The sequence below is a fragment of the Kocuria sp. SM24M-10 genome, from assembly GCF_001027955.1.
In the GTDB taxonomy this organism is placed as follows: domain Bacteria; phylum Actinomycetota; class Actinomycetes; order Actinomycetales; family Micrococcaceae; genus Kocuria; species Kocuria oceani.
This window is the reverse complement of record NZ_LDNX01000147.1, coordinates 31,476-48,686: the sequence shown is the minus strand read 5'-3', so window position 1 is coordinate 48,686 and position 17,211 is coordinate 31,476. Positions and strand designations below refer to the sequence as shown.

Below are 17,211 nucleotides of genomic sequence, written 5' to 3'. Positions count from 1 at the left end.
GCGCGAGGCGGTCCCGAACTGGGCACCCGGTTCGGGACCGCCACTGGGGGTGGCTGGTCAGCGCCGGCTGCGGGTCACTCCTCCTCGAGGATCTCCCCGCTGGTGGCCATGAGGTAGGGCTCGCCCACGTAATCGGCGTAGAGCTCGTCCTCCAGGTCGATACCGAGCTCCTCCTCGGTGGCGGCGATGTCGAAGTCCTGGGCGACCGTGCCGGTCACCTCCACCACCTGCCCGTCATCCAGGGGCGGGATCTCCTGCTCCTCGACGATCAACAGCGGATCCACCGCCGTGCCAGCGGCACCGGCGATCACGAAGGTGTCCGTCGACAGCGTCTCGGTGACTTCGGCCGAGACGGTGACCTCCTGGCCGGCGTAGGTCTCGCTCTCGTCGTAGAAGGCCTGGTCATAGGGCCCGACGTAGCCCACTCCGACCTCTGGATCCGTCTCCTGCGGCGCCGGGGAGGACTCCAGGACCTCGCCCTCGGAGATGTCCTCGACGTCGGTGCCCTCCTCGGGGCCCTCGGTGTTGCACCCGGCCAGCCCCAGGCCGGCCACAGCGACGATGCCAGCGGCCATCGCCCGTGTGCTGCGTCGATTTCGTGTCCTCATGATGTGCCTCCTGCGTTGTGGTGGCTGTCACCGAGGGACTGATCGGTCAGCGCCCCGGCCTGATGCCCATCGACCCTAAGGAAGCTGTTCATCCTGATGCAAGGAACATTCCGCCCTTCCCCGCGTCTTCCGACCGCACCGTGAGGAAATCGTTATGCCTTATCAAGGGCAGTTGAGCCCGTGAAAGCCGCCGTTCTTGCCTGGAGCTGACCGCACTGGGGCAGATCTCCCGGGTCACTTCGATCGGTGAAGACGGCGATGTCACCGGCGGCCGCGCAGCAGCCGAGATCGTCGTGGCCGAAGGAGCCCACGCACCTCAGTCCACGTCCCGGCCCGCGGGTGTGGCGCACGAACCGCGCATTCGTCCGCTCCAGCTCCGTGCCGGTGACCGTGTCTATGGTCTGCCACGTTCGTTGGTGCACCTGCGGGTGCACGGCCTCGAGGTGGGCACGGTGGGTCCGGGCTCGCGGGGTGGGCGTTCTGTGGGGCACAGCCCGACGACGGGGCCGCCCCGGCCGATGTGTCGAGCCCTACCGGCGTGGGGCTTACCCGGGTGATCGGTGGGGAACAGGTCTTCGCCGATCCCGGGCCGATTTCGGGGCAGGTGTCGGGCGGGTCACTCCTCGGGCACCGCCTGGACGTTCTCGGCGACCACACCGAGGTCGAGCTCGCGTTCGACGAGGTAGTTGTTCTCGTCCTGGTCGAAGTCGAAGCCGCCCCAGGCCTCCACGTCGGTGAGCACGATCTGGCGCACGGTGCCAGTGACCTCCACCCGGTCCCCGTCCTCGAGGCCTGCGGCGGCAGCGTCGAAGCCCACCACAGGGGTGTCCTCATCGCCGACGGTGAAGAGGCTGGGGCCGTGGACCTCGGTGACCTCGTTCTCGAAGGTCACCGTTTCGTTGAGCATGGCTGCGGCGGTCTCGGTGCCTTCATCCTGGGCTTCCTGCACCGGAGTCTCCTCGGCGCATCCCACCATCAGTACGGAGGCGAAGGCGGCGGCGACCGGCCACGCTGCCAGTTTCTGTCCTCGGGTCCGCATCATGTGCTCCTTCGATCGATTCGTTGCCTGGCTTTGCGACGTCGTCGCGGTCTTCATTACTGCACGCACCCGGACCGTTACCGGGCCCGGTCAGCGTCGTGACCGGGGGCCAGTCGGCCTGCCGGGATCAGCTGCCGACGCCGGTGACCGTTCCGTCCTCGGCGTTGATCCCGACGTCGAGGACCTCTCCGGTGCCGGTCTCGTTGATCTGCACCACCCAGGTCAGCAGGCCGTTGATCTCTCCGAGGTCCCCGGCGCGGGCCAGGGTCCCCTCGACCTCCCCGAAGGCGGTCTCCACGGCTTCGGTGAGGGTGACGGTAGCCCGGTCCAGTTCGGCGATCTTGTCGTCGGTCAGGGCGATCTCCTCGCCCTGCTCGAGGACTTCCTCACCGTCGGCCGAGACGGTGATCTCGTGGCGGGTCTGCCCGGAGGCCACACCCACGATCCAGCTCTCGCCCTCGGCCTCACGGTCCAGCTGCACGGCCCTACCGTTCTCCACCGCGGCCTCGGCGGTGGCGATGGCGGTGGCCGCACCGGCGGCACCAGCCACCGGATCAGCATCGGCTGAGGCGGAATCGGTGGCCGCAGCGGCATCGGTGGCCGTGGGAGTCGCAGTGGAAGTGGCGGACATGCCCCCCTCGGCCGTACTCGTTCCGGTGGCCGTGGCGGTGGCGACAGGGCCCACGACCTCGGCCGTGGTGTCCTCTTCACCGCACCCGGTCAGGGCCAGAGCAGACACGGCCAGGACGGCCAGGACGGGACGTCGATAATCAGCAAGCTTCATCTTTCCCATGCTTGCCCATGTCAGCGGCCATTTCAAGGCATCGTCCCGCACCGTGCGGCGCGATCGCCCGCAACCTCGGCCTCCCATACGCCAGGCTGCTGGGCAGTGCCTGTCAGTCTCCGGAACCGGATCCACAGCGGTTCCCCCACCCTGGCGCAACCGGCTACGGTCGAATCCTTGAGGGGCACCGGGTGCACCGGCTCAGACCCGGGTATCGCACCCACAACCACTGTGTCCGGACGAAGGAGCGAGACCATGATGCACGTGCCATCGATGCTCAAGTCCTACCCGAAGGACCTCGGGACGGTCGACGAGGTGAAGCTGGCCGCCTGCATCGCCGCCTGCTTCGAGTGCGCCCAGACCTGCACAGCGTGTGCCGACGCGTGCCTGTCCGAGGACACGGTGGCGGAGCTGACCCAGTGCGTGCGCACCAACCTGGACTGCGCCGATCTGTGCGCGGCCACCGGCAATATCCTCTCCCGGCACACCGGTTACGACGTCAACATCAACCTGGCCGCGCTGCGGGCCTGCTGGATGGTGGCCAAGGCCTGCGCGGAGGAGTGCGAAGCCCACGCGGAGCGGCACGAGCACTGCCGGATCTGCGCCGAGGCCTGCCGCCGGTGCGAGGTCGCCTGCATGGACCTGATCACCGCGCTGGGCTGACTAGAGGCTCAACCATCACTGCCCCGGGGGAACCGGCCCATGGTCTGGTCCGCGCCCGCTGGCCCAGCAGCAGACCACCCAGAGGGGCAGTCCCTCGGCCAGCACCCAGTGCACCGCTTCGATAACGAGAAGGACCACCATGAACACCATCCACCACCGTCATCGCGTGCGGAAGCTGGCCGGCGCCCTGGTCCTGGCCACCACCGCCGCGGTGAGCACCGGCTGTGGCACCAGCAACACCCCAGAACCCGCCCCAGAGACCGAGACCAGCCCGGCCCAGCCCGAGCAGACCCCGGGCGAGCAGACCACCGCCGCCTACACCGGGCCCTACGACGAGGACTTCCGCACAGAGGCGGCCTCCTACGCCGGGCAGCAGGTGAGCCTCACCGGGGAGGTCGCCGACCTGGTGCCCTCCCGCTCCGCGATGGTCCTCATCGACCCCGAGAACCCCGAGCTGGACCCGCTGCTGGTCAGCGCCCAGTACGCCTTCCCCGACGCTGAGGAAGGCGCGATCGTGGAAATTACCGGCACCCTCCAGACGAACTTCCAGGCCAGGGTCGACCAGGACGACGTGGACAACGAGGCCGGCTTCTACGACCGCCACATCGGCCAGCCCTACCTGGACGAGGCCAGTCTCGGCGCGGAGTAGTCCTGGCCGGGCGGCGACCGGGCCGCCTCAGGCCGGGTGCAGCTCGATGGTCAGCAGCTGGGGCGGGGCGTTGATCCGCACCGGGGCCAGGCTGAACCCGATCCCGCAGGTCACGAACATCTCGTTGCCCTCGGCCCCGTAGCCGTCCGGGGCGAAGCCGTCGGCGACGATCTCCTCCTCCTCGGTCAGTCCCATGTAGGAGGATTCCGGGCTCCAGGGCAGGGCGATCTGGCCGCAGTGGGTGTGCCCGGCCACCGCCATCGGGGCGGTGCCGGCAGGCAGCTCCGGGAACGTGGTCGGGTTGTGCATCATCACCAGCCGTGGTGCGGCCTCCGGTACGTCGTCGAGGGCTTCCTGAGGCTCGGCTTCTCCGACCGAGGAGGGCCCGACGCCGACCAGGAACAGTCCTGACCCGCGGCCGCCGCCGGGAGCGGGCATCAGGACGGCTTCGTTGGCCAGGACCTCGATGCCGCTTTCCTCGAAGGCCGCAGTGAGTTCGTCGACGGCCCCGACGGCGTAGTCGTGGTTGCCCATCACTGCGTACACCGGGATCTCCGCTTCGGTCAGGGGTTCCAGCAACTCGGTCACGTGCTGGATTCGTTCCTGGATGCTGGTCTCGCTCTGATAGAGGAAGTCCCCGGGCAGCAGCACCGCCGCCGGATCCGCCGCCACGGTGTCCTCCACCACCCGCTCGATCATCCCGGTGTTGTCCCACCACATCCCCACCTGCAGATCGGAGAACACCAGCACGTCCGCCCCGTCCCAGTCCGGACTCAGCCCGGGGATGTGGGCCTGGATGCGCTCCTCGTCGAGGATCAGCCGCGGCTCGATCGCCACTCCGTAGCCGGTCACGAGCAAGCCCAGGGCGATGACCACCGCCACGACGCCCATGAGCCAGGTCCGGGCACGACCACGCCGGTGACCCCGGCGACCCGACTCGGCCCAGTCGTCCCGGGCAGCCGAAGAGTTCATTCCAGTCCTCTCGTGGGCGGATGGGGTATTCCGGCACAGGTTCCCCCGGTGGCGCCTGCGGGCCCGGCGAACCGGCCCTCCACCCTAGCGACCCCGGTCCGGATCCTGTGACGGGCTCCAACCCCCGGATCAGGGCAGGCCTCAATTGTGGTGCGACGTGCTCCGAAGCGGTCTACGCTGCGTCGCTGGGCCCCCATCGCTGCCACCCGCTGAGCAGCCCTGGTGGCTAGGGTAGGACGACACAGGTCGACGACAGGCCACCCTTGCACACCCCGTCACTGGAGCACCGAGGAGCACGCTGATGACCCACCGCATCCTGACCCACCGCGCATCGATCCTGGCCGCGGCCGGCCTGGCCGGGGCGCTGTTGCTGACCGGGTGCCAGGACGAGACGAGACTGACCCAGCTGGACCAGTCCGGGGTCTCCAACGAGGAACTGGTCGGGGAGGAGATCACCCTCACCAATGACGTGGAGGGCATCTACGGGGAGGAGTTCCTGACCATGGGAGATGAACAGACCGTCGTCTTCGTGACGGACATGCCGGCCGATGTGCGCCCCGGCGATGAGGTCGAGGCCACCGGCACCGTGGCCTCCGGTGATCTATTCAGCGATCCCGGGGACCGGGAGCGGCTGTACCAGCTCACCGATGAGGGAAACGCCAACTATCTGGTCAATCGGGAGTCCGAGCTCTACCTCACCGAGGCCACCGTCACCGTCGTCGAATAGGCACCCCGGTCTCTGGACCATTGCCCTCCAGCTGCCCTGCGGCTGGAGGGAGACGGGAACATGCGCGAAGGGAGCCCCTCTCACCGCATCAGCGGTGAGAGGGGCTCCCTGGTCGTTCGGGGGACGTCTAGTCCTGCTCGATGACCTGGACGTCCTCGGCGACCACGCCGAGGTCGAGCTCGCGCTCGACGAGGTAGGACGTCTCGTCGTCGTCGAAGTCGACGCCCCAGCCGGACTCGATGTCGGTCTCCAGGATCTGGCGGACGGTGCCGGTGACCTGGACCATGTCCCCGTCCTGGATGTCCTGGGCGGACGCGTCCACCCCCACGACCGGGGTGTCGTCCTCACCGACGGTGAACAGGTTCGGGCCCACGATCTCGGTGACCTCGTTCTGCATCGTGACCGTCTCGTTGAGGATCGCCGCCTGGGCGGCGGCATCTCCCTCTTCGGCCTCCTGGACCGGGGTCTCCTCGGCGCAACCGACCATCAGCGCCGAGGCGAGGGCGGCCGCGGCCGGCAGAGCAAACATCTTCTTCTTCGAGCTGGTCAACATGATGTTCTCCATTCGATGGGATTGTTCGCTGCTGGACCTCCCACCCTAGGAGCTCAGCCTCCTGCGTATCCCGGAAACCCGTCACACCGGCATAACGAAGTCCTGGACGGCACGTCGGTGGCGCCTTGTCAGACCCTGGGCGCCCGCCCGCCGGGCGTCCCCCCGGGTCATTGCAGGGCGGAGGTCAGCCGGGCGGTGTTGTCGAGGTACTTCTGGTACCAGGGCCGGGACAGCCAGTCCTCCAGCTCCAGTTCGTGGCTGTGCTCCCGGTAGTCGTCCACGAGCTCGTCCAGGCGGGCCACGAAGTCCTGGTCGACGACCAGGAGGTTGACCTCGTGGTCGAGCACGAACGAGCGGATGTCCATGTTCGAGGAACCCACCACCGCGGCGGCGGCGTCGATGAGCACGAACTTCGAGTGCAGCACCCAGGGGGCCTGGTAGAGGAAGATCCGGATCCCGTCGCGGATGAGCATCTCGTAGAAGGACCGCTGGGCGTGGTGGGTCAGGGCGTGGTTGGAGGTCTCCCCCATGTACAGGTGCACCTCCACGCCGCGGCCCACCGCGGTGCGCAGGGTGTTGTACATCGAGTCGTCGGGCACGAAGTAGGGGCTGCACACCGTGATCCGCTCCCGGGCGGAGGCGAAGAGGTGGTTGAACAGCTGCTGGTTGGACTCCTGGCTCAGCCCCGGTCCCGAGGGCAGCACCTGGCACACCAGGTTGCCCGGGGAGGGTCCGTCAGAGCTGGGCGCCGGGGCCCGGTCCGCGCCCAGGACCATCTCGTCGGTCTCGCAGTACCAGTCCGTGGCGAACAGCGCGTCCAGGTGCCCCACCGCCGGGCCCTGCAGGCGGACCGTCATCCCGATCCACTGCAGGCCCTGCTTGCGGTTCTTCTTCTTGTTGTAGGAGCGGTCGATGACGTTCTGCGACCCCGTGTACGCCACCTCCCCGTCGACCACGAGGATCTTGCGGTGGTTGCGCAGGTCCGGGCGCTGGTACTCCCCGCGCCACGGGCGCACCGGCAGCATCCGCCGCCAGTCCACCCCCGCCGCCCCCAGGCGGCGCACGAGCCCCTTGTACCCGGGGTACCCGGCCGAGCCGAGGTGGTCGATGAGCACCCGCACGGTGACCCCGCGGGCGTGGGCGTCCTCCAGGGCGGTGATCACTGGCTCCGTCGTGGCATCGGCCACGGCGATGTAGAACTCGAAGTGCACGTAGTGCTGCGCGCCCCGGATCGTCTGGGCCATCGCGGCCAGCGAGGCGTCGTAGTCGTCGAGGACCTCGATCCGGTGCCCGCCGGCCACGGGGAACGCCCCGTTGTGCTGGTTCAGCCGCACCGTCTCGTGCGCCCAGTCCGGCATCGCCTGAACCTTCTGCGCACCGGCCCCGGGGCCGTGCGCGTCGACCAGCCCCGCCGCCTCGCGCTGCTTGGTCTTGCGCTTCTCGGGCAGCTCGGCCCGGCCCAGGACCAGGAACACCAGCCCGCCCAGGATGGGGAAGAAGAAGATCACCAGCAGCCAGCCCCAGGCCGCCGAAGGACGCCGGTTGTGCGGGATCGTGCCCAGCGCCAGCAGCCGGATGACCAGGTCCACGGCGAAGAACGCGATCGTCGCCCAGGGCGGGACGGAGTTCCACAGCAGGTGAGGAATGTCCATCCGCCCACCCTACGGGCACGCCCGTCCGCAGCACCCTGCTCCCCGGGGCAGAGCAAAGCTCCCCGCGCGGCTGTCTGACGTGCTCCTGAACACAGCGGCCGGGACGGTACGGACCTGAACTTTTATGCGGCGCTGCTAGCGTGGCCGGAAGCGTCTCTGACCGAGTGACCTGGCGCCGGTCAGTCTGGGTGGTGATTGCACCAGTCGCCACCATCGGTGGGCGGCAGCCTCGGGGACGGGCGCCGTCGGATTCCCCGAGCGGCCACCTGGCTGCCAGCCCTCATTGATATGCCACACGACGACCAACCTGTCCCGGTCGACCGATTCGTAGGCCTCCGGGTGGATTCCTCCTGAGTTACAGGCGGAGTGGATCCGGGAGGACCCAGTCATTCCGCCAGTCACGTTGTAGAGAAGGAGAAGAGGATGAGCGGCAGGCTCACCAGCGGGACCGTACCCCGTGGCAGGACCACCGCACCGTGGGTGCTCCTGTCCGGCGCGGCCGTGGCAGCCCTCAGCGGTGCTGTGCGGTTCCTCATTCCGGTTTCCCGCACGGCAGACGGCCCGGCCGGGGTCCGCACCGACGACGGGGTGGAGCTGTGGACTGAGACCCTGGGCCGGGCCGACGCCCCGGTGACCGTGGTGTTCGCCCACGGGTTCGCCTCCGGCGCCCAGGAGTTCCGGTACCAGTGCCAGGCCCTGGAACGGCGTGCCCGGGTGGTGATCTTCGACCAGCGCGGCCACGGCCGCAGCGGCTGGAGGACCTACCGCTCGGCCAGCATCGGCCGGCTGGGCCAGGATCTGGGGGAAGTCATCGACCAGCAGGCGGGCGAAGGACCGATCGTGCTCGTGGGCCACTCCATGGGCGGGATGGCAGTCATCTCACTGGCCGGTCAGCGCCCCGAACTCTTCGGGGGCCGCATCACCGGGGTGGCGTTGCTGTCCACAGCCGCAGGACACCTGCCGAGAATGGAGATGCCCGACCGGGTGGCGCACGTCGCCGTGCGCGCCGGCCTGGCCCAGGCAGCGGCCTGGTCGCTGTGGCTTCTCGCTCCTGTCATCGACCGGGTGGCTCCGTTCCGCCGGCCCTGGGGGCGCCGTTGGTTGCTCAAGCAGCTCTTCGGCGACGACCCGCCCTCGCCCGAGGTCTTCTCGGGGGTGCAGGACACGTTGGCCCGCACCCAGCAGTCCGTGGTGTCCGCCTTCTACCCGGCCATGGTGGCCTACCACCGCACCGATTCCCTGAGCGTCTTCCGGCGCATCCCCACACTGGTCCTCACCGGCGACCGCGATCGGACCATCCCCTGGCAGCGCGGCAAGTTCCTTGCCGAGACCATCGGGGACCGCACCCGCTTCGTGAGCGTCCCCGGCGCCGGGCACATGGTCAACCTCACCCACCCCCAGGCCGTGAACGATGCCCTCGCCGAGCTGCTGGACCGCCCGGAGACCGCCCCCCGGCCGAGCGCATCCTCCTGAGTCCCGTGAGGACTCTGCCGACTCACCGATCCACCGGAGAACGACCAGAGGGCTCATTGCCCCTGAGCAACCGGTGGAGTAGGTGTGGTTCATGAGCGCACCGGACCCGGACGAGATCTACGACCGCGCCAAGGACGAGGGGGCACGACGGCTGTCCATGCCGCCCCTGGAACAGGCCTCCACCGGGTTCATCGCCGGGGTCACCATCGTCTTCGGCATCGTCGCCCTGTCCATGGCCGAGGAGCTCATCGCCCCCAGCTTCGGCCCCGGCCCGGGCAAACTCGCCGGGGCCCTGGCCTTCGGCACCGGCGTGGTGTTCCTCGTGATCGGCCGCTCCGAGCTGTTCACCGAGAACTTCTTCGACCCCGTCGCCGCGGCCATCGACCAACAGGGGGCCTCGGTCTGGTTCCGGCTGGGACGGCTGTGGCTCCTCGTGCTGGTGCTCAACCTGGTGGGCGGAACGGTCATGGCTGCGATCTTCACCGTCGAGGGCGCGCTACCGGCCGGGGCGCACGAGGTCCTCGTCACTGTGGCCGAGGAGATCGCAGCCAAGAGCGGGTGGGCGACCTTCGCCCGCGCCATCGCCGCGGGCACGCTGCTGACCCTGCTCTCCTACCTGCTGCACGCCGCCGACTCGGCCACCGCCCGCATCGTACTGGCCTACCTGGTCGGGGTCTTCCTCGCCCTGGGCCCCTTCGACCACGTCGTCGTCTCCGGGCTGCACCTGCTGTTCGGGATCTGGCTCGGTGCGGCCGTCACCGTCGGGGACCTGGGGCAGAACTTCGGGCTGGCGGTCGCCGGCAACCTCGTCGGCGGGCTGCTGCTGATGACCCTCACCCACACCGTCCAGGTCAAGAGCTCCCCCAGCTCCGACTGACCTTTAGGCCACGACCAGAGGCATCATGGCCCCGTCTGCCGCCCCATCTGTCACAGGATGATCACGATGTGCGCCGGTCCCGCCTGTGGGCGGCCTCGTCGTTGTTTCCGCTCCTCACCTGTGCCTACGGTCGGGGATCAGCCGATCCACACGCCACCGGAATTCCCCGTTGGCAGCCCACCTGCAGGAGGTTCACCGTGACACCGTCCCGACGCCCCACACTGCGCACGAGTACCGCGGCCGCCCTCGCCGTCGCCGGCCTCGGACTCACCTCCTGCGGCACGAACACACCGGACTCGGTCGACGAGCCTGACACCGTCCAGGAGACAGCCCAGGACCCAGGGATCCTGGAAGGCAGAGAGCCCACGGAACCCTACATCGGCCCCTACGACAGCGCCTTCGTCGATATGCGGGAGGACTACGGCGGCATGGAAGTGATCGTCACCGGGCAGGTTCAGGACATCATCGCTCCCGTGGGCTTCACGATCACCGGCGCCGAGGACACCACCCTGGCCCCGCTGCTGGTGTTCTACAACCCGGAGGAAGCCAGCCCCGAAGCCGGAGACACCATCTCGGTCACCGGCACGATCCACGAGGTGTTTAACCCCCCGGTGGTCGAAGAGAACGTGGGAGGAGATCCAGGCCCCGACGAACTGGCCTACTACCACGGCCAGCCCTTCCTGCGGGCTGACAACGTGACCGTGGCAGAGCCACAGGACTCGACTCCGAGCAGCTGACCCACGCACCGGCGGGGTACTCGCTGGTGCAGAACCGCCGGATACCGAAGCCCGCACCGTACCGACTGACAATGCCAATGGTGCCCCCAGGGAGTGACCCCAGCGGCATCGGGGTGCTGGACGGTTGAGGTGGCTCCCTCAGCGGCGCATCTAGGGTAGGCCCCATGAAGAAGTTGTCCGGCTCGTGGACCCGGGTGTTTAACAAGTTTTGGTTCGTGCCCGCCGTGTGCGTGCTCGCCGCCGTCGTCCTGGCCCAGTCCGTCGTGGCCGTCGACCGCTGGCTGCCCGAGGACCTGGACTCCCCGTGGGTCGCCTGGGTCTACGCCGTCGGCATCGACGGGTCCCGGTCGATGCTCTCCGCGATCGGCGGGTCGATGCTCGGCGTGGCCGCGACCGCCTTCTCCATCACCATCTCGGTGATCGCCACCGCCAGCTCCACGTACGGGCCCCGGCTGGTGCGCAACTTCATGGCGGACCGCGGCAACCAGGTGGTGCTGGGCGTGCTCGTCTCCACCTTCATCTACACGCTGCTGGTCCTGCGGACGATCCGCTCGGCCTCCGACGACCTCGCGCAGCCGTTCGTCCCGCACCTGGCGGTCAACCTCGCCGTGCTGATGGCGGTCGCGGACGTCGCCCTGGTCGTCTACTTCATCCACCACATCGCGGACTCCGTGCAGGTGGACACCCTCGTCCACGGTGCGCGCCGGCGCCTCCTGGACGTGATCGAGCGATGGCACCCCGAGGAGGTGCCCGAGGAGCTGGCCCGGACGTCCGGCGACCGGGCCGGTGGTGGAGCGGTCCGCGCGGACGCCGTCGGCTACCTGGTCGGGGTGAACTTCGAGGGGCTCCGCGTGCACGCCGAGGAGCCGGACGTCTTCGTGGAGCTCGTTCCGCGGGTGGGCGACCACGTCCTGGCGGAGGAGCCCCTGTTCCGGGTGTGGCCCGAGCACCGGGCGGAGGAGCTGGCGGAGCCGTTGCGGCGCTGCGTCGTGATCGGCGAATCGCGCTCAGCGGACCAGGACGTCCGGTTTGCCCAGCAACAGGTTGTGGAGCTCGCGGTACGCGCCCTCTCCCCGAGCACCAACGACCCATACACCGCCGTCAACGCCATCGAGGAGGTCGCGTCCGGCATCGTCACAGCCGTCTCCCGCCCGCTGCCCGGCAACACGGTGGTCGTGGACGGGGTGCATCGCCTTCGGTACGGGGTGGTGGGCCTCGACGAGATCGTGGACATGCCCTTCGACCAGATCCGCCCCCACGCCACCGGGCACGTCAGCGTCCTGCTGGCCCTCGTCGACCTCGCCGCCCGGATCGAGGCGGCCAGCGTCCACCCGTCCGTGCGGCGGCAGGTGCGCGAGCATGTCGACGTGCTGCTGGGCCAACTCCGGGACAGCGGCCCCAACCCGCGCGACCTCGCCCGGGTGGAACGCCACGTGGCGGCCCGGTTGGGCGGCTGAGCCAGGCAGGAACGCGCTACAGGCGGCGCAGCCGCCGGTAGCAGCGCAGGAGCAGAACCACAACCACGGAGGTGGCACCTCGCCAGGACCGCGCCGATCCCGGCGGACAGGTGCATCCTCGCTTTGAATGCTGCTTGGGCCGTCCTCGGGGACCGCGCCCACGCGCTGTGTCGGCGACACATCCCAGGACACAGAACGCCCGCGTGGGAACCTCGAGCGGGCCCGGGTGCGACCATACAGAGCTCGGGCAACCAGAGAGGGTTGTCATGCCCGTTCACCCAGCGCGATGAAAAGCCCCTCAGGTGGGTCATACGCACCACGGTGTCTACCGGCAATGACGGGCTCAGATGCTCGTCGGCTGCGGGAGCTCCCGGATCCGCCGGTAGAGGGTGGCCCGGGACATCCCGAGGTCTCGAGCCACCTGAGTAGCCGGCTCCCCGCCCTCGATCAGTCGGAGGGCGTTGCGAATCTGCGAGTCGGTGAAAGTCTGGCGCCGCCCGCCCAAGTCCTTGCCGGCAGCCCTCCGCTTGGCCACCGAGTCGGTGATCCGCTCCCGCTTGATCTCCAACTCCATCTGCGCCAGAGCGGCCATCACGGTGAACACCATCGAGCCCATGGGAGTCGCCGTGTCCACGTCTCCCCCACCGAGGTTCAGCACCCGCAACCCGGCACCTCTCCCCCGTAACGCCTCGGCGAATGCCAGCATGTTCTGCGTCGATCGCCCCAACCGATCCAGCGTGGTGATGACCAGAGTGTCCTCCGGCTCGAGCGCAGCCACCGCCCGGTCGAAGGCGGGGCGCGAAGTACGCCCTCCAGACACTCCACTGTCGACATAGACATCATCGCGCCGCACGCCGGCGGCCAGGAGGTCAGACACTTGACGGTCCGCGTCCTGTTGCCGCGTCGATACCCGCCCGTACCCGATCAACTTCCCCATGTCCACCCCATCTGTCTCGCAACCAACGTTGAATAGTCAATTCAAGGTGCGTCGATAAAGCACATAGATGCGAGACACGCTCGACCGCGGAATCATGCGGGCGCAAATTTTCCGGAGGAGACGTCTTGCATCCCATGCCTTCAGAGACACACGCGAGGAGTCGCGGCTGACAGTCGTTGAATGCATGCAATGGTTACGATGAGGTTCACTGTTGCCGGCTACGAGCCATAGGAGAAACGATGCCGTTCGAGGTGTTCGACAAGAGGATGACTCCGCTGGCCAAGGCGCCGAGCGTGACCATCCAGAAGCGCGGTGTCATCTCGCTGAACAAGGCCGCCCACGATCTCATCGACAACACCGAGACGGTGGAACTGCTTTACGACCGTGACCGCCAAATCATGGCGCTGCGCGCCACCGATGACTCCTCCCCGCACGCTTACGCGGTCCGTAGTGGATCGAGGCGCGGTCCCGGGCAGGCGATTGTCTCCGCCACCGCCTTCACGGCGCACTACGGCATCGACACCACCGCCACGAGGCGATGGAAGCCCTTCGTGGAGGACGACATGCTCTGCGTGGACCTCACCCAGGAGGGCACCGTGATCACCGGCAACCGCACCAAAACCACGGCACCGACCGACCCTGCGGAACCAAAGGATGCAGCCGCTGACGACAATCCCACCGAAGTGCCGGCCGACGACGACCCCGACCACCCCTGACCCACTCCCCACCCGGATATCGAAAGGAACACCACCCATGGTCCAGAAAGTCGAAATACACCTCGAGGACGACCTCGACGGCGGCCCCGCCGACGACACCATCACCTTCGCCCTGGACGGCAAGGACTACGAGATCGACCTCTCCACCACCAACGCCGAGGAGCTGCGCGAGGCACTGCGCCCCTTCGCGGAGACCGGCCGCAAAACCACCCGCAGCAGCGGACCCCGTGGCACCCGATCCCGCGCCTCGGGTAATGACCCGGAGACCGCGAAAATCCGGGCCTGGCCAAGGAGAACGGCTACGAGGTCTCCGACCGCGGCCGCATTCACCAGACCGTCAAGGACGCCTACTACGCCACCCAGTGAATCTGGCATTAAAAATGTTGAAACGGACTGGTCCAGTCCCCGCTCATGAGCGGGGCCTGGACCAGTCCGTTTTCATCGGGCTCAGTCTGGGCAGCGCTCAGGCTGTCTGCAGCGCGGCCTCTTCACTGACCGGCAGCGACCGCGTGTACTCCCTGAGCCACTCGCACAGCTCGGGACCGAGGTCCTCGCGCTCCGAGGCCAGGATGATGTTGGCCTTGAGGTAGCTGAGCTTGTCACCGGTGTCGTAGCGACGGCCCTTGAAGACCACCCCGTACACCCCGCCGCCCTCGCCCTCGCGGCCGGCGAGGGTCTGCAGCGCGTCGGTGAGCTGGATCTCGTTGCCGCGCCCGGGGGCGGTGTTCTCCAGCACCTCGAACACCTCCGGCACCAGCACGTAGCGCCCGATCACGGCCAGGTTGGACGGAGCGTCCTCCGGGGCCGGCTTCTCCATCAGCCCGTTGATCCGCACGTAGTCCTCCCCCGCCACCGCGGTCACGTCAGCGCACCCGTAGGCGCTGATCTGCTCCTGCGGGACCTCCATCAGCGCGACCACGGAACCGCCGGTGCGCTCCTGGACGGCGATCATCTCGGTGAGCAGGGCGTCCCGGGCGTCGATGAGGTCGTCGCCGAGCAGCACGGCGAAGGGCTCGTCGCCGATGTGGATCTTGGCCCGCAGCACCGCGTGGCCCAGCCCCTTGGGGTCCGCCTGGCGCAGGTAGTGGATCTCGCCGAGCTCGGAGGCGTGCTCGACCTCCCGCAGCAGCTCGGTCTTGCCGGACTCCTCGAGCTGGTGCTCCAGGGCCGGCACCCGGTCGAAGTGGTCCTCCAGCGCCCGCTTCGAGCGGCCGGTGATCATCAGGACGTCCTGGAGGCCGGCGTCGACCGCCTCCTGGACCACGTACTGGATGGCCGGGCGGTCCACGACCGGCAGCATCTCCTTGGGCATGGCCTTCGTCGCGGGCAGGAACCGGGTGCCGAGCCCGGCGGCGGGGATGACGGCCTTGCGGATCGCGCGGGTGCTGTTGCTTCGATTCATGGGCACACGGTAACTGTGCGATCGACAAGCGCCCGAATCGAGAGCGCCCCGCCTCGCACTGCGAGGCGGGGCGCTCTCGTACCCGTGCGGGGTCACGGGCACACGTCCCGGGGGAAGGGGACGTCCAGACCGTAACAGAAGGAAATACCTGATATTTAGAGCCGGGTCAGCAGAGACACCTTGGGGCGCGCAGGCACCAGCGGGGGGCGGCCTCAAGATCGGCGACGCTGTCCCTTACTTTGTCCCCCATTCGCAGCACAGAGGCGGTTCACCGGCTTTGGACACCTGCTCATCGACAAGCGGAAATATCCACATCATGGCGTGACAAGCCCCGCCCTTGCCGGCTCGCAAATTTATGAGAGATTACTCACTTCTTTTGCGTATGCACCGTCTGTGCCGTCATGCTGACTGCGGCGGAAGGCAGGGGATGTCTTGCCGCGTCACGTTCATCGGGACGTTCTGGCGACGGGGGTCGCAGGCGTTTCCCGGTTCGCAGGGGGAACCATGAGATCGATCCAGTCCTTGGTGCACGATGCCTTCAGCCGGCGCCGCACCGCAGTCATCGTGTTGGCCTTGTTGCTGACGGCTCTGGTGCCGGCGGCCGTCGACCGGCTCGCCCAGGCCAGTCTGACGCTTCTGGCCCTGTCCGGGGGGCTTTTGGTCGTGGCTGTGGTCGCGCTGATGATGCGCGGCGGGGCCACCGGCATGGTCGGAAACGATCCGGACTCCCCTGTGAGCAACCGGGGTGGAGTGAACCTGCTGCTGTACCTGTCCCCGGTGATCTTCCTCAATATCGTCTTCCCCCTGGTCAGTCCCCGGATGGCCGAGGCCACGGTCGGAGGCGTGCAGCTGACCTACGTGGTGCTGGCGTCCTCGATCACCGTGCCGTGGTTGGCGCAGGCGGCGTGCATGCCCGCCTACCGTGCCATCGGCGGGTTGATGGCCGAGCGGGACATGGAGCAGATCACTCGCCGGTTCTGCCAGGTGTGGCCGGCCATGTTCATCCAGACGCTGCCGCTGGTCGGACTGTTCGCGGTCCCGCTGTGGCTGGCTACCGGCTGGTCGGCCCAGGCCATGGGCACCTACCTGGTGCTGTGCGGCGCACACGTTTTGTTCGTGCAGTCTTTGGTGCTGGCCAACGTCGGAGAACGACGCGGGCTGTGGGCGCTGGCCTGGGGCGCCTACGCCCTGGCTTTGGCCGCAGCGCCGACGCTGTGGATCCTGCCGCCGGTGCTGGCCGCTGCCACCCAGATCGCACCCATGGGCAAGCACCTGGCCCACGCCCGTTCCTTCGAACGCCTGGGACACCGCAGCTTCGCCGGGGACGTCATCCGGGGGCTGCTGCTCGGTGCGGTGCTGTGGGCGGACAAGTTCGTGCTCTTCCTCGTCACCGACGGCACCTTCCAGGTGGTGGTGGTGTTCATGGCCATGCTCCCGGCGGTGCTGGCCTACAACTTCTACTTCGTGAACCTGGCCCCGCACGTGGACCGCGCGGTGGCCGGGCTGCACCGGGCGATCGAACGTGAGCCGCTGCCGGTGCTGGCTTCCCACTCCACGTTGCTCAGCCACATCGTGGATCGTGCCGTGCTGCGCACCGCAGCCATCGGAATGGTTTTGACCCTGGCCGCGACGATGTTGCTGGGGGGCCTGCAACCGGAACACGTCCTCCTGGCCGTGAGCGTGTCGGTGGCCTCCTGGACGTTCATGATGCTCACCCTGCTCAGCTACGAGTTGGACTACATCGGGGAGAAGATCGCCGCCCAGGTCCTCAGCGCCGTGCACCTGCTGGTGTGCGTGCTGGCGTTCACCGCCCTGGGCACCAACGGCGCCTACGGCGTGCTGCTGCTGGCCGATCTCATGCTCGTGGCCGTGGCTTGGGGGCTGTACAAGCGCCACTGGGTCCAGCCGGAGTACACCCTGTTCTGGCGCCACGCCACTTCCTGGTAACCCGCCCCCGCTTCGGCC

At 68.3% G+C, this 17,211-nt stretch carries 17 protein-coding genes and 1 pseudogene; 10 read left to right on the top strand and 8 right to left on the bottom strand.

The features are described from left to right. Positions 1-74: 74 nt before the first annotated feature. The 3 genes from ABL57_RS22460 to ABL57_RS22035 form a co-directional block, all read right to left on the bottom strand. Positions 75-575, bottom strand: coding sequence for a hypothetical protein (locus ABL57_RS22460; RefSeq protein ID WP_047804794.1), 501 nt, complete (start codon positions 573-575; stop codon positions 75-77). Positions 576-1,224: 649 nt separating this feature from the next. After that, entirely contained in the window at positions 1,225-1,650 is a 426-nt protein-coding gene (locus ABL57_RS17705; protein WP_047804793.1) for a hypothetical protein, read from the bottom strand. 124 nt (positions 1,651-1,774) lie between these two features. Beyond that, complete coding sequence (locus ABL57_RS22035) at positions 1,775-2,431, bottom strand: PepSY domain-containing protein (protein WP_152683454.1); 657 nt, start codon at positions 2,429-2,431, stop codon at positions 1,775-1,777. Positions 2,432-2,686: 255 nt separating this feature from the next. Here ABL57_RS22035 and ABL57_RS17695 point away from each other — a divergent pair, with 255 nt between their 5' ends. Together ABL57_RS17695 and ABL57_RS17690 are read left to right on the top strand one after the other, a co-directional pair. Then, on the top strand, positions 2,687-3,094 hold the full coding sequence (locus tag ABL57_RS17695; RefSeq protein ID WP_047804791.1) for a four-helix bundle copper-binding protein: 408 nt from the start codon (positions 2,687-2,689) through the stop codon (positions 3,092-3,094). Positions 3,095-3,233: 139 nt separating this feature from the next. Beyond that, entirely contained in the window at positions 3,234-3,743 is a 510-nt protein-coding gene (locus ABL57_RS17690) for a hypothetical protein (RefSeq protein WP_047804790.1), read from the top strand. A gap of 27 nt (positions 3,744-3,770) precedes the next feature. Here ABL57_RS17690 and ABL57_RS17685 read toward each other — a convergent pair whose 3' ends face one another. Next, a complete protein-coding gene (locus tag ABL57_RS17685; RefSeq protein WP_082157542.1) occupies positions 3,771-4,715 on the bottom strand; it encodes a metallophosphoesterase in 945 nt (314 codons plus the stop codon). Positions 4,716-5,016: 301 nt separating this feature from the next. Here ABL57_RS17685 and ABL57_RS17680 point away from each other — a divergent pair, with 301 nt between their 5' ends. Continuing rightward, positions 5,017-5,442 carry a hypothetical protein gene (locus ABL57_RS17680; RefSeq protein WP_047804788.1) on the top strand — a complete coding sequence of 142 codons (426 nt, stop codon included), beginning with the start codon at positions 5,017-5,019 and terminating at the stop codon, positions 5,440-5,442. 127 nt (positions 5,443-5,569) lie between these two features. On the opposite strand, the gene ABL57_RS17675 is transcribed toward ABL57_RS17680, so the two are convergent. Both ABL57_RS17675 and cls read right to left on the bottom strand, forming a co-directional pair. After that, a complete protein-coding gene (locus ABL57_RS17675; protein WP_152683453.1) occupies positions 5,570-5,995 on the bottom strand; it encodes a hypothetical protein in 426 nt (141 codons plus the stop codon). Between the two features lie 167 nt (positions 5,996-6,162). Further along, positions 6,163-7,647: a cardiolipin synthase gene (gene cls / locus ABL57_RS17670; RefSeq protein ID WP_053005109.1), complete on the bottom strand. Its 1,485-nt coding sequence runs from the start codon at positions 7,645-7,647 to the stop codon at positions 6,163-6,165. A 423-nt stretch (positions 7,648-8,070) separates the two neighbouring features. On the opposite strand from cls, the gene ABL57_RS17665 reads away from it, so the two are divergent. From ABL57_RS17665 to ABL57_RS17650, 4 genes are all read left to right on the top strand, one after another. Beyond that, positions 8,071-9,120: an alpha/beta fold hydrolase gene (locus ABL57_RS17665; protein WP_152683452.1), complete on the top strand. Its 1,050-nt coding sequence runs from the start codon at positions 8,071-8,073 to the stop codon at positions 9,118-9,120. A gap of 91 nt (positions 9,121-9,211) precedes the next feature. Then, on the top strand, positions 9,212-9,997 hold the full coding sequence (locus ABL57_RS17660) for a formate/nitrite transporter family protein (protein ID WP_047804831.1): 786 nt from the start codon (positions 9,212-9,214) through the stop codon (positions 9,995-9,997). A gap of 197 nt (positions 9,998-10,194) precedes the next feature. Further along, complete coding sequence (locus tag ABL57_RS17655) at positions 10,195-10,734, top strand: hypothetical protein (RefSeq protein ID WP_047804786.1); 540 nt, start codon at positions 10,195-10,197, stop codon at positions 10,732-10,734. A 164-nt stretch (positions 10,735-10,898) separates the two neighbouring features. Then, on the top strand, positions 10,899-12,191 hold the full coding sequence (locus tag ABL57_RS17650) for a DUF2254 domain-containing protein (RefSeq protein ID WP_082157541.1): 1,293 nt from the start codon (positions 10,899-10,901) through the stop codon (positions 12,189-12,191). 343 nt (positions 12,192-12,534) lie between these two features. Here the strand turns inward: ABL57_RS17650 and ABL57_RS17645 are convergent, their stop codons facing one another. Continuing rightward, positions 12,535-13,128 (bottom strand): recombinase family protein, encoded by a 594-nt coding sequence (locus ABL57_RS17645; protein ID WP_047804829.1) that lies wholly within the window; start codon positions 13,126-13,128, stop codon positions 12,535-12,537. Between the two features lie 239 nt (positions 13,129-13,367). Here ABL57_RS17645 and ABL57_RS17640 point away from each other — a divergent pair, with 239 nt between their 5' ends. Next, complete coding sequence (locus ABL57_RS17640; RefSeq protein WP_047804785.1) at positions 13,368-13,844, top strand: hypothetical protein; 477 nt, start codon at positions 13,368-13,370, stop codon at positions 13,842-13,844. A gap of 37 nt (positions 13,845-13,881) precedes the next feature. Further along, positions 13,882-14,210, top strand: a pseudogene (locus ABL57_RS21470) (Lsr2 family protein). A gap of 97 nt (positions 14,211-14,307) precedes the next feature. Here the strand turns inward: ABL57_RS21470 and galU are convergent. After that, on the bottom strand, positions 14,308-15,246 hold the full coding sequence (galU, locus tag ABL57_RS17635) for a UTP--glucose-1-phosphate uridylyltransferase GalU (protein ID WP_047804784.1): 939 nt from the start codon (positions 15,244-15,246) through the stop codon (positions 14,308-14,310). A gap of 504 nt (positions 15,247-15,750) precedes the next feature. Between galU and ABL57_RS17630 the strand changes: the two genes are divergently transcribed. Continuing rightward, entirely contained in the window at positions 15,751-17,193 is a 1,443-nt protein-coding gene (locus ABL57_RS17630; protein WP_047804783.1) for a hypothetical protein, read from the top strand. The last annotated feature ends 18 nt before the right edge of the window (positions 17,194-17,211 follow it).

Excerpts from the sequence above, each read along its gene's own strand:
- ABL57_RS22460 (WP_047804794.1), bottom strand. The coding sequence starts at position 575 with ATGGCCGCTGGCATCGTCGCTGTGGCCGGCCTGGGGCTGGCCGGGTGC.
- ABL57_RS17705 (WP_047804793.1), bottom strand. The coding sequence starts at position 1,650 with ATGATGCGGACCCGAGGACAGAAACTGGCAGCGTGGCCGGTCGCCGCC.
- ABL57_RS22035 (WP_152683454.1), bottom strand. The coding sequence starts at position 2,431 with ATGAAGCTTGCTGATTATCGACGTCCCGTCCTGGCCGTCCTGGCCGTG.
- ABL57_RS17695 (WP_047804791.1), top strand. The coding sequence starts at position 2,687 with ATGATGCACGTGCCATCGATGCTCAAGTCCTACCCGAAGGACCTCGGG.
- ABL57_RS17690 (WP_047804790.1), top strand. The coding sequence starts at position 3,234 with ATGAACACCATCCACCACCGTCATCGCGTGCGGAAGCTGGCCGGCGCC.
- ABL57_RS17685 (WP_082157542.1), bottom strand. The coding sequence starts at position 4,715 with ATGAACTCTTCGGCTGCCCGGGACGACTGGGCCGAGTCGGGTCGCCGG.
- ABL57_RS17680 (WP_047804788.1), top strand. The coding sequence starts at position 5,017 with ATGACCCACCGCATCCTGACCCACCGCGCATCGATCCTGGCCGCGGCC.
- ABL57_RS17675 (WP_152683453.1), bottom strand. The coding sequence starts at position 5,995 with ATGTTGACCAGCTCGAAGAAGAAGATGTTTGCTCTGCCGGCCGCGGCC.
- cls (WP_053005109.1), bottom strand. The coding sequence starts at position 7,647 with ATGGACATTCCTCACCTGCTGTGGAACTCCGTCCCGCCCTGGGCGACG.
- ABL57_RS17665 (WP_152683452.1), top strand. The coding sequence starts at position 8,071 with ATGAGCGGCAGGCTCACCAGCGGGACCGTACCCCGTGGCAGGACCACC.
- ABL57_RS17660 (WP_047804831.1), top strand. The coding sequence starts at position 9,212 with ATGAGCGCACCGGACCCGGACGAGATCTACGACCGCGCCAAGGACGAG.
- ABL57_RS17650 (WP_082157541.1), top strand. The coding sequence starts at position 10,899 with ATGAAGAAGTTGTCCGGCTCGTGGACCCGGGTGTTTAACAAGTTTTGG.
- ABL57_RS17645 (WP_047804829.1), bottom strand. The coding sequence starts at position 13,128 with ATGGGGAAGTTGATCGGGTACGGGCGGGTATCGACGCGGCAACAGGAC.
- ABL57_RS17640 (WP_047804785.1), top strand. The coding sequence starts at position 13,368 with ATGCCGTTCGAGGTGTTCGACAAGAGGATGACTCCGCTGGCCAAGGCG.
- galU (WP_047804784.1), bottom strand. The coding sequence starts at position 15,246 with ATGAATCGAAGCAACAGCACCCGCGCGATCCGCAAGGCCGTCATCCCC.
- ABL57_RS17630 (WP_047804783.1), top strand. The coding sequence starts at position 15,751 with ATGAGATCGATCCAGTCCTTGGTGCACGATGCCTTCAGCCGGCGCCGC.